We start from the raw sequence: 14,052 nt of genomic DNA on the forward strand, positions 1-14,052 counted from the left end.
AGTAAAGTTAACTAAATCACTAAACCTGTCATTTTGGTCAAAATACTCCTTACATATTCTATCGGCTTCTCGAGCCATATAGCCTCCTTTAGAATGTAGAAGCACCTTCTATGAATAATAGAAGTAATTTTGATTTTTTTACTTAATTTGCTTTTCGATTAAAAACTATATGAAATTATTTAGGTTTTAAAACAAAAAAAGCCACCAAGATTTCAATCTTTGGTGACTAATATTTATAGTATTGAAATATTTAATTATTCAAAATCAAATTTTTCATCATCTTCATCTTCATATTGAGGATCATCATCGTCTTCATCGAATAAAAATCCATCAGAGAAGTCATCCTCATCTTCGTCATCAAAATCCTCTTCGCCATCTTCGTCCCATGAAACAAAGTCATCACCATACTCTTTATCATCGTAGGTTTCATCTTCTTCATCATAATCATCTGAAAAATATCTTTCTTCCTCGAGATCGAGGTCTTCATCTTCATCATATGGTCTTCTCATAATATTAACCCTCCAAAATTCAACTTATAATATAGTTAAGGTGTAGTACATAAATTCGTCAAGCAAAAAAGTAATTTTATTTGAATATAGGTGTAAAAAAAGGTAGTATATCACCATGACAAGATATATTGCACTTCCAATGGGTGAAGCTAGTGGTGTAAGTCCTGAAATGATAATTAAAGCACTTCAAAGTGAAAACCATCGACGTTATGGTGGTGTTATTGTCATTGGGGATTTAGATTTATTTAAAAAAGTTTCTCGGGATTTATTACTTCCACTTCCTTTTTCTGCATATGTAGAAACTGATGAGGATTTAAAGCAGAGACAAATCGAAGGGGAGAATCACATATTTTATAACCTTCCAACAATTGATATGGATGTGTTTGAATATGGGAAGATAAGTGAAAACACAGGTAGAGCTACTTATGCATGTACTGCAAAAGCAGTTGAGCTAATACAAAATTCCTTTGCCAACGCTTTAGTCACAGTACCATTAGATGCTAGAGCTATTTCAATGGCAGGCATAAAAGAAAGTAGGTATCAAACTATGATTCCTGAATTCTGTTCATCTGGCCGTGGAATTAATATGCTTGATTCCTCTGGTGTTAAAATTTTTTCTCATACACACCATGTTCCACTAAGAAAAGCATTAGAGGATATTACCTTTGAAAAAATCTTAGATACAATCATTCGTGTTGATTCTCTAACCGTTAATGAAAACATCTTTGATACTGAAAAACCTTTGGCAATTGCTTCTGTTAATCCACACCATGCAGATAGCCTTTTCTACGATGAAGAGGAACGGGATATATTAATCCCAGCAATTGAAGCTGCCAATAATATAGGTATTAATATTATAGGACCTGTAAGTGGTGACCATTTAATGCATAGAGCAAAGAAAGGTTTGTATCGTGCAGTAATTACTCTATTTCATGACCAAGCTCATATTGCTGCAATGTCCTTTGATTTCGAACACACTGTTACTGTTACTTGGGGATTACCATTTTTAGTAGTAGGTGTTGATCGTGGTGCAATGCTAGAAAGAGCTGGAAAAAACATGATGCAGCCATATAATTTAATTCAAGCTCTTCAAAAAGCTTCTGAATACATACAAATAGGAGTAAACAGTTGAAAACTAAAAAATCTTTATTTTTTACAGTACTTATAGCACTTGTTTTACTATTAGTATCATGTGAGACAAGTGTATCTATCGTTTATAACCAACCATCTGAAATAAACATGGGATCATATCGAAATGTTGCAGTTGCATCTACAGTTCCATTTAAGGGAATGACAAAACCTCCATTCTTTGTTAGAGCTATTGATGTTGATGCATTCTGGGATACTTATATTACCTCAAGCTATGATACTTCTATCTCTGAAAAAAGTGCCAATTATGCAACTAAAAAGCTTGTAGCAACACTTGAGAAATCAGGATTCTTTAATGTAACACCTCCTGAAAAAACAGATGTTATGTTAAACTCATCTGTAGTTGGGGTATCGACTGTTGATGCACTTAAAAATAATAATATTGATGCTGTAATTATTCCAAAGATTACAAGTCTCTCAATTAATGAATTCATACAGTCTAAGAAAATTGTTGAAACTGACTACAATAAAAAGGATGCTCAAGGTAATCCTACAAAGGTTACTAAAACTGTGTATTACCTATATCAGAATGTAGATTTAGGTTTTTCATATACAATTATCGATGCAAAGACCCAAAATGTAGTTGCTGTTAAGAATTTTAACTCAAGTGATTCAAGAAGTTATGAAGTTGATAAATATGGATTCTTAGCACCAGATCCATATTCAATGATTCAAACAATGATTGATTCCTACCAAGGGTATATAACAAAGCAATTAGTTCCTACAAAAGCTAGAAAGAATGTTTCTTTAATGGCAAATAAGCCAAAGGTTGAAGAATTAAAGGTTGCGTATAAAGCTGCTGAGGATGGTTATACATCACGAGCTGCTGAACTCTTCTTGAGAGAATATAATGCAACAGGCCATATTCCAAGTGGTTACAATGCTGCTTTATTAACTGCAGCTGTAGGTGATATCGATGGAGCAATTGAGTTATTGAATGAGATGAGTTTGAAGTACTCTAATTCAGATGTTGAAAAGCTTTTATCAAATCTCTTAATCATTAAGCAAAGAAATGATGAGGCATTAAAACAGTTATCAGGGGAAGTAACTCATAATTTCCAAGATAATTCAACTAATATTTTCCAAGTAATCATGGGAAATTAATTATGAAAAAAATAGTTTTTTATGATGGTGATGTTAAAGCCTTTATTAATGGAAGAAAGGCAGTGTTATTAAAGTTCGGTCCAAGCGAGTTAGTACTCGATGGGGTATTAACAAAGATGTTTTCAAAACAAGACGCAAAAAGGGGCTTTGAGCAGATTAAGAGATTTATTTCCTCTGCTTCTTTTGAAGTTATGGTTCTTGATGGTTTTGCGGAGGCCCTTGAAAACTCTAGTTATAAAGAAGAAATCATTATTTGGTTAAATGACCATCAAAGTAATGATGACTTTCCTTTTATTGCTATTACTGGTGGTGGAAAGGGTAAGTTTCCTAACTTGATAACAGAATAACCTAAAATTAATTAGGTAAAAATGGGACTTTTTAAATAAAAAATGTCCTAGAAATATTAAATTAAACAAAAAAAGAGGGTAGATTGCAACAATTTACCCTCATTTTTTAGCTAATAAAGAACAAAATAGGCCCATAAAAGTATTAAAATAGCCATTAAATCTTTTTCCTTGAAACTTAAAATTCAATAAAATACAATTTTTAGCATGAGTTTAATTGATATTCATAGCCATCTACTTCCAAAAGTCGATGATTCAAAGTTATCAAAATTCAGCTTTTCTAAGATGATGAAAACTTATAGGGAAGCAGGGATTGAAAACCTTTGTTTTTCACCTCATATCAATGATCCATATGTAGATACAAAGATGGATAAGATAGAGCCAACCTTTGAGTGGGCAAGTGAAAAAGCAAAAAAGGAAGGTATTAATACCTATTTAGGGTGTGAACTTTACATTACAGAGGGTGAAATTCCTCAAAAGTTTTATCCGCATTTTTCTCGCTATGTGCTTTGCGAAACAAATGTTGATTTTGCTCCAAAGTGCTATTTAGATTCTTTAAGAAAAATTAAGGATAAGGGATATGAAATTATTATTGCTCACATTGAGCGATATAATTGGTTAAATCCAGAAAGTGAGACATTCAGGGTAATGAAAGAAGAACTTGGAGTATTAGTTCAAATTAATGCTTCTTCATCAAGAACTTCAAAAGCAAATGAATATCTTACAAGAGGCCTTGTTGATTTCATTGCAAGTGATAACCATGGCAAGTTTGAGCTTCCAAAACTCTTAGCTGAAACACTTGCATCAAATCCAAGAGTCTATCAGAAAATGAATAATTTTATTAAATCAATATAAGGAGAAAAAGGTATGCTACTGAACATGACTATTGCGAACTTCAAGTCCGTGAAGTCCCCTCAGACGATTAGCTTCGAGGCTCTTAAGGATAATCGTCTAAGCCCAAGCAAGGTCGTTGAGATTAACGATAAGCTTAAGGCTATTAAAACAAGTGCTATTATTGGACCAAACGGTGCTGGTAAGAGTTCATTTGTTAGAGCACTTGAAGTTTTAAACCGTGTTGTAACTGCAAGTGAGGATAATGAAAACCCTCTTGCTTCTGCACTAACTGGAACTGTATTTGCATACGGCATTGAAAAGACAACTCCTGCTACTATCTCTATCGATGTTTTACTTGAAAAGGGTGATGGCAGTGATGAAAATCCTACTGTCATAGCTCGTTATACACTTGCAGCTAGCAAGGATAGAATCTTTGAAGAGACTCTTTATCACATTTATAACACATCTAAAAAGTTGATGTTTGAAAGAAAGTATGATGAGAGTGATAATACTTATGCTTATCGCTATGGTAAGATGTATAGAGGTGAGAAAAAGCGTCTTGCTGCTAGAATCCCTGATTCCGCTTCCTTCTTAGGTTGGGCAGCTAGAAAGGGTGGTGAAACCTGCTCACAGCTTTATTCATGGTTTACAGATAGTCTACATATTCTTCCAATGGGTGTTAGTGCTGCAACTGAAAGTTACATTGCGCGTATGCTCAATGCACATCCAGCTTGGAGAGAACAGCTTACTAACTTCTTCTGGGCTGTCGATATTACAGATATTAGAAGAGTAGGTGTTAGAGATGATGGTAAAGTAGTATTTACTCACGTTTACATCAACGATAAGAAGGCCGATGGTTATTCAAACCTCTTTTCATTAGAGAGCCTTTCATTAAGAAGATTAACTCTTCTTGCTGTTGCATTCTTCGAATGCTTCACAAGTCATAAAACTCTTGTAATTGATGACTTTGGTATGCTTTTACATCCAGATGTTTTATGTCATCTTGTTGAGATTTTTGAAAGTTGTAACAAAGAAAGCCAAATGCTTGTTGTTGACTGTAACCCATCCTTATTAAAGGAAGGTTTATTAAGACGTGATGGTATTTGGTTTGCTCAAAAGGATCATGAATCAAGTACTACTTACTTCTCCCTTGCAGACTTCAAGGTATCAAGAGGTAAAGCATTAACAAGAGAAAAGTATTTACAGGGTGCATTCGGTGCTCTTCCTATTACAAGTGAATTCTACTTTGTAGATGATGAAAAGGAGGTTAAGTAATGGCAACAAGAAAAAGAAAATCAACTCCTTCAATGGGAACATTGCTACTTGTTACTGCTACTGAAGCAGAAGCAATCTTCTTTAGTCAGATGAGAAAGGATTGTAGATTTGCAAACCTTACAGTAATGTACAGTGGTGCAAAAACTCTTCATGAGCACATTGCATTTACTTCTAAAGCTAAGTTTAAAAATAGATTTGATAATGCTTATGCTCTCTTTGGCTTTGATGATGTGAACACTACAATTAGTGAAGTTAAGGAAGCAGAAGTTGAGTGTGAATCAAAGAGAATTGGACTATGTTATTTTAATCCATCCTTCCATCTCTGGGTTTATCTACACTTAGGAAAGCCTAATTCATTTATCATTAACTCAGATGCAATGGTAAGTGCAATCCAGACTAAGATTCCTGGTTATGAAATGAGTGCAGACTTCTTGATGACTAAGGGGTTAAACTTACATATGCAATTATTCCCACGTCATGCTCAAGCAGACTTAAATGCAAGAGACTATAATAAAATTGCATATCAAGCTAGTGGCTTTAAAGCAACTAACATGCCAGATTTAAATCAGAAGATTACAGAAATTTGTGGTCAAGCTGATATGTCTCATAATACAAAGATATTTAAATAAAACTAATAGGCTGCAGAACTTAAAATTTTGCAGCTTAAATTTTAAGGAGAATAATATGAAAAAAAGTTTATTGGTAGCTTTACTTATCCTCGTTGTTAGTGTATCTGCTTTTGCTAATAGTGTTAGCTTTGATACTGGTGCAATGTTCGCTTTTGGTTCAATAAAAAGTACTACCAATGGAAGCTCATCTGAATCTGTTGATTACTCAGCAATCGATATACCTATTGGTATTAGCTATAGGCAAGAAATAAAAAATGATTTAGGTGTTGTTGGCTCTTTTGGTTTATTAATTCCTGTAAATGAAAAAGGTGGATCTGTTGAAATTAATTCAGATAATCTTCCAACTAGTTTCTATTTTGCAATTAAAGCTTCATGTTTAGTTCCAATTCAAAAAAACTTATCTTTTGTAAGTACATTTGGTATTAATTATTCATTTGGAACAAAAACAATTACTTCTAGTTCACTAGCTTCTGCTAGCTATTCTTATTCTATTTCACAATTTAAATTTGAATCAGACCTTTTAGTTGAATATAGTGTATCAAAGAATTTTGCATTAAGAGGTGGTTTAAATATTGGCATTCCTCTATTCGAAGAAAGAAAAACTACTTCAAAGGTTAGTAGTATTTCAAATGTTAATAGTTCAACTATTTCAGGTTTTAGAATGAGTGTTGCCCCAGTTGTTGGTGTTGCATATCAATTTTAATCAAAAGTAATTAAGATAGTTTATGGAGTGTCGGGGAAAAATCTTCGACACTTTTTTAATAATTGTTTAAAAAACTATTTCATGTTAAATTGAATTTAAATTCGATTTTAAGGTGAAATAATGACTGTAGCATCCATCCATTTATTATTAAATATTATTGCATTTGCAATAGTAGGTATGGACCTTGCTTTAGCAATTGTATATAGCTGGTTTAGAAAATTTCCTTGGACTAATATATTTCTTGTGTTCTTAGCTAGTTTACTTGGTTGTACAGGAATGCAGATGTTAGTATCTTGGTCTGATATTTCTTTTTCTGGATTAACTAGCTTCGTATTAATGACAATTTGGAAATCATTATTTATTGCAGATGGTGCTTTTATATTAACTTTTATTGCTTATTTTACTACTTGGATAATAGCCCATCCATGGAGAAATCCATATAAAACAATATTTATTTCATCTTCATTAATTTATTTTGTTGTAGGCATTTTCTCAATTGTAAAACCAAATAATATGGTTTTTGATGCGATTGAATATATCCTTGGTGGATTTGTTCTACTATTTTGTCTTGTTGTTCTAATTAAGAACTTAAAAGGTATTGAAAATAAAGATGTTAGATTGGTATCTAAAGTAATAATAATTGCAGGACTAATTTTAATTCCAATTGCTATTTTTGGAATTTTCTTTAAGGTAGTTAGAGATTTATTATCGGCTATTATATATCTATGCTTTGGAATAATTGTTTTAGTATTTTTATTTTTAGCTTTAAGAAAGCACTTTACAGAGGCAAATAAGGAGCCAGAAAAACCAACACTCGAAGAATTCTTTGAAAGATTTCATATTACAGATCGAGAAGCTGAAATAATCCTTGAAATAAAGAAAGGATTAACTGCAAAAGAAATTGCTAGTGAGTTGAATATTAGCGTTAATACAGTAAATAACCATATTGCTAATATTTTTTCAAAAACAGAAGTTAGAAGCCGTATCGATTTATTAAATCTGTTCCAGGAGGTTTGGTGATGAATTATAGCGTACCTGAAAGTTGGTATGAAGGTGTATATAGAGATGAAAATAAAATAATTAGTGCAGCGAGGCCTTTTAAAATATTAAATGGTAATACTAAAGCTGTACTACTTATCCATGGTTATGCAGGGTACCCAGGTGAATTAGTAAGACCTGCTAAGGATTTAGCCTTAGCGGGCTTTGATGTTTATTGTCCTCGTCTCCCTGGTATGGGAACTAGTGGTAAAGATTTTATGCAATCAAATAAAAATGATTGGTTAAAAGTCATTGATAACGCCTTAAATTACTTAACTGATAGATACAATAAAGTAGATATTGTTGCCCATTCTATGGGCACACTGTTAGCACTCATTGCTGCCCAAAAATATAATATTGAAAAGATTGTTCTTGCAGCTCCAGCATTCTCAATGCCTCAGTTAAAGTCTTTTCAACTTAGACTAATCTCAATGTTTAAGAAAGATATAAAAATTGAATGGAAAGCAGATTCAAGATATAAGATGCACTATGAAAATGCACCTTGTGATGATGAATTATTAGGGCGTGAGTATTGGTCGCACTTATATACAAAGAGGCTTTTAGATTTAGATAATTTAAAAACACAAGCTTTAAAAATTAATAACTTAAAATCTAAGATATTAATTTTAGAGTGTTTAAAGGATAGTGTTACTAATCCTCAAGGCTGTGATGATTTTATTTCAAATCATAGCAGTCTTGATTGCACAATAGTGCACTTAAAGGATGCAACCCACTTTGTATATTACGATATTGATAAAAGTGCAGAAGAAAAAGCTGTAAGAGCTACAGTGGATTTTCTATCCTAAGGTTGTATCTTTTTATTAAAGATAATAATATTGTTTAACATATTTTATATTTAAGGAGCTTTTCGATGGAAGTTCGAGTTCGCTATGCCCCGTCGCCAACTGGGTTACAGCACATCGGAGGAGTGCGCACTGCACTCTATAACTATTTCTTCGCACGTTCCATGGGTGGAAAATTCATTCTTCGTGTTGAGGATACCGATAGGGAGAGATATACTGAGGAATCACTTCAGGATCTTTATGATACTCTCTCATGGTTAGGAATTAAGTGGGATGAAGGCCCTGTTGTAGGTGGCCCTTATGGTCCTTATATTCAGTCTGAAAGACTAGCTCTTTACCAGGAATACGCTAAAAAGCTAGTAGAAGATGGTAGAGCATATTATTGCTATTGTTCTCCTGAAAGACTTGAAAAGGTTCGTCAAGAGCAAATAGCTTCAAAGAGTGAATATCAAGGTTACGATCGACACTGTGCTAATTTAACAAAAGAAGAAAGAGAAGAGCTTGAGAAGCAGGGTATTAAGCCTGTTATCAGACTTAAAGTTCCAACAACTGGTAAAACTACTTTCCATGATGTCTTAATGGGTGATATCACAAGAAGAAACTGTGATGTTTCTCCTGATCCAATTTTATTAAAGAGTGATGGTTATCCAACATACCACTTAGCTAATGTTATCGATGACCACCTTATGGGTATTACTCACATTATGAGAGCACAGGAGTGGATTCCATCTGGCCCTCTTCATATCCTTCTTTATGAAGCATTTGGTTGGGAGCCACCAGTTTACTGTCACCTTCCTATGGTTAAGGGTAAAGATGGACAAAAGCTTTCAAAAAGACATGGAGACACTGCAGTAAGAGACTTTAGATTAAAAGGCTATCTTCCAGAAGCAATCTTAAACTATGTCACTTTGGTTGGTTGGTCATTAGATGGTCAAACTGAGTTCTTTACAAAAGAAGAACTTGAAAAGTGCTTTAAGCTTGAAAATATCCATGTATCAAGTGGTACTTTTGACTATAAAAAACTTGATTGGTTTAATGGTCAATACATCAGAATGAAGAGTGATGATGAGATAGTTAAGTTAATCACACCATATCTCCAGAATGCAGGATTTATTTCAAGTGAAGTAAGTGAAAGTGAAAAAGCTCTTCTCTATAAACTTGCTCCAAGTGTAAAAGAGAGAATGAAGGTTCTATCTGATGTAGTTCCTCTTTCAAAATTCTTGTTCACTGACGAGCCAAATCTTGATAAATGTGCATACATTGGTAAAGGTATGACTGAAGAGCAGTGTAAAGAAGCTTTCACAAGAGGTGCTCAAATAGTCTTAGATAATGAAAAAGCTGGTAAGCCATTTGCTGAAACAGAAAGTGATATCAAGGCACTTGCAGAAGAAATGGGTATTAAGATAAATGGAGTATTCCAGCCTATTCGTGTTGCTATTACAGCTTCAGCTGTATCACTTCCTCTCCATGATTCAATCTCACTCTTAGGCTTAGAAGAGACAGAGAGAAGAATTAAGAGAAGTCTTGCTTTATTTTAAAATAGGAGGATTAAAATGTCAGAAGAAAAACAAGTTGTAACAATGGATAAAATTATTTCTCTTTGTAGAAGAAGAGGATTTATCTTCCAGTCATCAGAGATTTATGGTGGCCTCAATGGTGCCTATGACTACGGTCCTCTTGGTGTAGATTTAAAGAACAATATTAGAGATTTCTGGTGGAAGGAAATGACACAGATGCACGACAATATTGTTGGTCTTGATGCATCAATTTTAATGCATCCACGTGTATGGGAAGCTAGTGGTCACGTATCAAACTTCTCAGACCCAATGGTTGACTGTAAAGTTTGTAAGTCTCGTTTCCGTGCAGATCAAATTGACCTTAACGCTCCATGCCCTGTTTGTGGTAACAAAGATAGCTTTACTGAGCCAAGAAACTTCAACTTAATGTTTGAAACACACATTGGTGCAAACAAAGATAGTGCAAGTGTAGTATATCTTCGCCCTGAAACAGCACAAGGTATCTATGTTGATTTCAAAAACGTATTACAGTCTTCACGTGTAAAGATTCCATTTGGTATTGCTCAGGTTGGTAAATCTTTTAGAAATGAAATTACTACAAAGAACTTTATTTTCCGCTCATGTGAATTCGAGCAGATGGAAATGCAGTTCTTCTGTAAGCCAGGTACAGAGGATGAATGGTTCCCATACTGGAGAGAGCAGAGAATGAACTTCTACAAGAAGATGGGTATCCATCCAGAACACCTTAGATGGCATCAGCATGGACCAGATGAACTTGCTTTCTATGCAAAGGATGCATATGATATCCAGTTCTTATTCCCAATGGGATGGCAGGAGCTTGAGGGTGTACACTCAAGAACTAACTATGACTTAACTCAGCATGAGAAGTTCAGTGGTAAGGATTTAACATATCTTGATCCTGAAACTAACGAAAGATATATCCCATATGTTGTTGAGACAAGTGCAGGCTTAACACGTAACGTACTCATGGCTCTTTCTGATGCTTACGATGAAGAAGCAACTCCAGAAGGTGATACAAGAACAGTATTACACTTCCATCCTCAGATTGCTCCTGTTAAGGTTGCTGTTCTTCCTCTTGTTAAGAAGGATGGTATTGCAGAGTATGCTTCTAAGCTTGAGCACTCTCTCAGAGAAGACTTCGTTACATTCTATGATCAGTCAGGTGCTGTTGGTAGAAGATATAGAAGAATGGATGAAATTGGAACACCTTATTGTATTACTGTTGACTATCAGACACTTGAAGACCATACAGTTACAGTACGTTTCCGTGATTCCATGCAGCAGGAGAGAGTTGCTGTAGATCAGATCGTTCCATTCATCAAGAATGCTATGAAGAACTACAAGAGAGTATAAAGTGAATAAAGCATTACAAACTTTAATTGATCGTGAGTTTATAAAAGACTGCACTGACATGGAAGGTCTTTCTGCTTTAATGGATAAAGAGGCAGTTACATTCTATGTTGGTGTAGATCCAACAGGCCCATCTGTTCATATTGGTCACGTAGTACCATTCTTTGCTATGCACCACCTCCAGGAAGCAGGTCATAATCCAATTGCTTTAGTTGGTGGTGGTACAGGTTTAATTGGGGACCCTTCTGGAAAGACAGAGATGAGAAAGATTTTGTCTGAAGAAACAATTGCAAGTAATGCAAGGGCAATTGGACAGCAACTTTCTAAGATTGTTGACTTTTCAGAAAATCCAAAGCCAGGTTATGGTAAAGCAATCCAAATGAACAATGCTGATTGGCTTGTTGACCTTAACTACATCAAATTCCTTCGTGAAATTGGATGCCATTTCTCTGTAAATAGAATGCTTACATTTGAAGGTGTTAAGCAACGCTTAGAGAGAGGTTTGAGCTTCATTGAATTTAACTACCAGCTCCTCCAGAGCTATGACTTCTACATGCTTAATAAAAAGACTGGATGTAGATTACAAATTGGAGGTGCTGACCAGTGGGGTAACATTGTTGCAGGTATTGATTTAATTCATGATATGCAAGGTCCTCAGTGCTATGGCTTAACTTTTAACCTCATCATGAGAGCTGATGGTAAGAAGATGGGTAAGAGTGAGAAGGGTGCAATCTTCCTTGATAAAAACTTAACCTCTGTTTATGACTTCTATCAGTATTGGAGAAATGTTCCAGACCAAGACGTTATTAGATTCATGAAGATTTTTACATTTATGCCTCTTGATGAAATTGCAACTTATGCAGATCCAAGTAGAAACATAAATGAAGCTAAAGAGCGTCTTGCTTTTGAACAAACTAAGATTGTTCATGGTGAAGAGGAAGCTATCAAGGCTCAGCAAGCAGCTAAAGCACTCTTTGCTGGTGCTTCTGCTTCTAAAGAAGGTATGCCAACTGTAGAGGTTGCTAAGGATGAACTTACTAATGGGCTTGGAATTTTAGCTCTATTTGTTAAAGCAGGATTCTGCAAATCTAACTCTGAAGCTCGCACTATCGTAATCCAAGGTGGTGCTGAAGTAAATGGAGAAAAGATTACTGACTTTAAGTACATCGTTAGTGATAAGGACTTAACAGCTGATAATGATATATTAATTAAAGCTGGTAAGAAAAAGTTCGCAAGAATTATTGTTAAATAATTAACTTAAATTGTTTGATGAAGGCCACAGTAAATAAATACTGTGGTCTTTTGTCATATCTAGGTAAAATATATTTGACACCACTTTTAAATCGCTGATATAATTTAATGAATTTTTAATTTGTGTATATATAAGTAAATCTAAGATAATGGAGAGGTTAGATGAAGAAGACAAAATTTTTGTCATTAGCTATTGTTGTCCTTTTTATAGCAAGTTTTGTTATAAGCTGTAATCAGGAAATTAAAAGATGTGTCGTATCTTTTAAAAATGAGGGGGCGACCGTTAAACAAATAATAGTAAATGAAGGCGATATAATTAACGAAGTTGATATTCCAAAGATATCAGAAGAAGGAAAGGCTTTTGATGGCTGGTATTTAGGTGAGGAAAAATTCAACTTCAAAGAGCAAATAAAAACAGATATAACACTTGAAGCAAAGTGGAGTGATAGTTATTATACAGTTTCATTTGATACAGATGGGGGATCAAGGGTTGATTCTATTAGAGTAAAGCATGGTGGTACAATTACTTTCCCTACAGATCCTACAAAAGAAGGTTTTTCATTTGATGGTTGGTATTTAAATGAAGAAAAATTCGATATTAATACTATTATAAAGTCAGATATTGAGTTAATTGCTAAGTGGATTCATGATAAACACGTTTTTGAAGATAATGTATGCACAATTTGTAAAGGAACTCAATGTGGTGAGGATGTTGTATTCTTCTTTGATGAAAACACAAAGACATTAACATTAAAAGGTACTGGAAGTACTTTTGATTATGAAATATTAGATGAAGAAACAGGAACTATTTCACATAGACCATGGGGTAATATTCTTCTAGAAATAGAAAATATTGAAGTAGAAAATGGTATTACCAAAATTGGTGACATGTCTTTCGCATATTTCAGCAATGAAGAACCTTTATATTCTAAAATTAAAACTATTGAACTACCATCTACACTTAAAGAAATAGGTCTTTATGCATTTAGCGCGTCAAGTATCGAAAATTTAGCAATTCCTGATGGGGTAACTTCTATTGGAAGTGGTGCATTTGCAGGCTGTGGAATTTTAGAAGAAATTACAATACCTGCTACTATTAACACAATTGGGTACGATGTTTTTGATGAATCATATAAAGTAGAATTAGTTAAATACTTAGGCACTGAGGAAGAATGGGTTAATATTGATTTGGGATTTGATGTTACCGATTATAATGTATATTTCCAAAATGAAAATAAATTTTTACTAATTAACTGTTTTCATGAAAATGGAAAAATAATTGCTGAGTATTTAACACAATATGGAAAAGAGCAAGAAAAAATTGTTGTACCAGATTATGTTAATCAAATTTATGAAAGTACATTTAAGCTAAATGATGAAGGTGAATCAGCCATTCCTAAAGCAAAAGAAATCTTTATTCCTAATTCTGTTGAAATGATTCAAGATAATACATTCTCTATGTTTGATAAAACAACAACAATCAAAATAGATGTTAGTAAAGAAAGATATCATGAGATATTTAAAG

14 protein-coding genes are annotated in these 14,052 nt (G+C 33.9%); 13 read left to right on the forward strand and 1 reads right to left on the reverse strand.

What is annotated here, in order from left to right; translation table 11 throughout:
* Positions 1-254 precede the first annotated feature (254 nt).
* Entirely contained in the window at positions 255-509 is a 255-nt protein-coding gene (locus SOY52_RS08315; protein ID WP_320848490.1) for a hypothetical protein, read from the reverse strand.
* A 115-nt stretch (positions 510-624) separates the two neighbouring features.
* Here SOY52_RS08315 and SOY52_RS08320 point away from each other — a divergent pair, with 115 nt between their 5' ends.
* The 13 genes from SOY52_RS08320 to SOY52_RS08380 form a co-directional block, all read left to right on the forward strand.
* A complete protein-coding gene (locus tag SOY52_RS08320) occupies positions 625-1,641 on the forward strand; it encodes a 4-hydroxythreonine-4-phosphate dehydrogenase PdxA (protein WP_320848491.1) in 1,017 nt (338 codons plus the stop codon).
* Positions 1,638-2,762: a hypothetical protein gene (locus SOY52_RS08325; RefSeq protein WP_320848492.1), complete on the forward strand. Its 1,125-nt coding sequence runs from the start codon at positions 1,638-1,640 to the stop codon at positions 2,760-2,762. Before SOY52_RS08320 ends, SOY52_RS08325 begins: the two co-directional genes overlap by 4 nt.
* 2 nt (positions 2,763-2,764) lie before the next feature.
* Positions 2,765-3,109 carry a hypothetical protein gene (locus tag SOY52_RS08330; protein WP_320848493.1) on the forward strand — a complete coding sequence of 115 codons (345 nt, stop codon included), beginning with the start codon at positions 2,765-2,767 and terminating at the stop codon, positions 3,107-3,109.
* Positions 3,110-3,313: 204 nt separating this feature from the next.
* The gene (locus SOY52_RS08335) at positions 3,314-3,961 is read left to right on the forward strand and encodes a CpsB/CapC family capsule biosynthesis tyrosine phosphatase (protein WP_320848494.1); all 648 of its coding nucleotides are present in this window, start codon (positions 3,314-3,316) and stop codon (positions 3,959-3,961) included.
* Between the two features lie 12 nt (positions 3,962-3,973).
* A complete protein-coding gene (locus SOY52_RS08340; RefSeq protein ID WP_320848495.1) occupies positions 3,974-5,215 on the forward strand; it encodes an AAA family ATPase in 1,242 nt (413 codons plus the stop codon).
* Positions 5,215-5,844 carry an RloB domain-containing protein gene (locus SOY52_RS08345; protein ID WP_320848496.1) on the forward strand — a complete coding sequence of 210 codons (630 nt, stop codon included), beginning with the start codon at positions 5,215-5,217 and terminating at the stop codon, positions 5,842-5,844. The genes SOY52_RS08340 and SOY52_RS08345 overlap by 1 nt, the downstream gene beginning before the upstream one ends.
* Before the next feature lie 55 nt (positions 5,845-5,899).
* Entirely contained in the window at positions 5,900-6,547 is a 648-nt protein-coding gene (locus SOY52_RS08350) for a hypothetical protein (protein ID WP_320848497.1), read from the forward strand.
* A 120-nt stretch (positions 6,548-6,667) separates the two neighbouring features.
* A complete protein-coding gene (locus SOY52_RS08355; protein ID WP_320848498.1) occupies positions 6,668-7,567 on the forward strand; it encodes a helix-turn-helix transcriptional regulator in 900 nt (299 codons plus the stop codon).
* The gene (locus SOY52_RS08360; protein WP_320848499.1) at positions 7,567-8,391 is read left to right on the forward strand and encodes an alpha/beta hydrolase; all 825 of its coding nucleotides are present in this window, start codon (positions 7,567-7,569) and stop codon (positions 8,389-8,391) included. Before SOY52_RS08355 ends, SOY52_RS08360 begins: the two co-directional genes overlap by 1 nt.
* A 65-nt stretch (positions 8,392-8,456) precedes the next feature.
* Positions 8,457-9,926 carry a glutamate--tRNA ligase gene (gene gltX, locus SOY52_RS08365; RefSeq protein ID WP_320848500.1) on the forward strand — a complete coding sequence of 490 codons (1,470 nt, stop codon included), beginning with the start codon at positions 8,457-8,459 and terminating at the stop codon, positions 9,924-9,926.
* Positions 9,927-9,941: 15 nt separating this feature from the next.
* Positions 9,942-11,279 carry a glycine--tRNA ligase gene (locus SOY52_RS08370; protein WP_320848501.1) on the forward strand — a complete coding sequence of 446 codons (1,338 nt, stop codon included), beginning with the start codon at positions 9,942-9,944 and terminating at the stop codon, positions 11,277-11,279.
* Between the two features lies 1 nt (position 11,280).
* Complete coding sequence (gene tyrS / locus SOY52_RS08375; RefSeq protein WP_320848502.1) at positions 11,281-12,528, forward strand: tyrosine--tRNA ligase; 1,248 nt, start codon at positions 11,281-11,283, stop codon at positions 12,526-12,528.
* Between the two features lie 161 nt (positions 12,529-12,689).
* Positions 12,690-14,052 (forward strand): InlB B-repeat-containing protein (locus SOY52_RS08380; protein WP_320848503.1); only part of this gene is annotated, 1,363 nt, incomplete at its 3' end.

The sequence above is a fragment of the Bullifex sp. genome, from assembly GCF_034103065.1.
In the GTDB taxonomy this organism is placed as follows: Bacteria; Spirochaetota; Spirochaetia; order Sphaerochaetales; family Sphaerochaetaceae; genus Bullifex.

Bases quoted from the DNA above. Each gene is read 5' to 3' on its own strand.
- SOY52_RS08315 (WP_320848490.1), bottom strand. From the start codon at position 509: ATGAGAAGACCATATGATGAAGATGAAGACCTCGATCTCGAGGAAGAA.
- SOY52_RS08320 (WP_320848491.1), top strand. From the start codon at position 625: ATGACAAGATATATTGCACTTCCAATGGGTGAAGCTAGTGGTGTAAGT.
- SOY52_RS08330 (WP_320848493.1), top strand. From the start codon at position 2,765: ATGAAAAAAATAGTTTTTTATGATGGTGATGTTAAAGCCTTTATTAAT.
- SOY52_RS08335 (WP_320848494.1), top strand. From the start codon at position 3,314: ATGAGTTTAATTGATATTCATAGCCATCTACTTCCAAAAGTCGATGAT.
- SOY52_RS08340 (WP_320848495.1), top strand. From the start codon at position 3,974: ATGCTACTGAACATGACTATTGCGAACTTCAAGTCCGTGAAGTCCCCT.
- SOY52_RS08345 (WP_320848496.1), top strand. From the start codon at position 5,215: ATGGCAACAAGAAAAAGAAAATCAACTCCTTCAATGGGAACATTGCTA.
- SOY52_RS08350 (WP_320848497.1), top strand. From the start codon at position 5,900: ATGAAAAAAAGTTTATTGGTAGCTTTACTTATCCTCGTTGTTAGTGTA.
- SOY52_RS08355 (WP_320848498.1), top strand. From the start codon at position 6,668: ATGACTGTAGCATCCATCCATTTATTATTAAATATTATTGCATTTGCA.
- SOY52_RS08360 (WP_320848499.1), top strand. From the start codon at position 7,567: ATGAATTATAGCGTACCTGAAAGTTGGTATGAAGGTGTATATAGAGAT.
- gltX (WP_320848500.1), top strand. From the start codon at position 8,457: ATGGAAGTTCGAGTTCGCTATGCCCCGTCGCCAACTGGGTTACAGCAC.
- SOY52_RS08370 (WP_320848501.1), top strand. From the start codon at position 9,942: ATGTCAGAAGAAAAACAAGTTGTAACAATGGATAAAATTATTTCTCTT.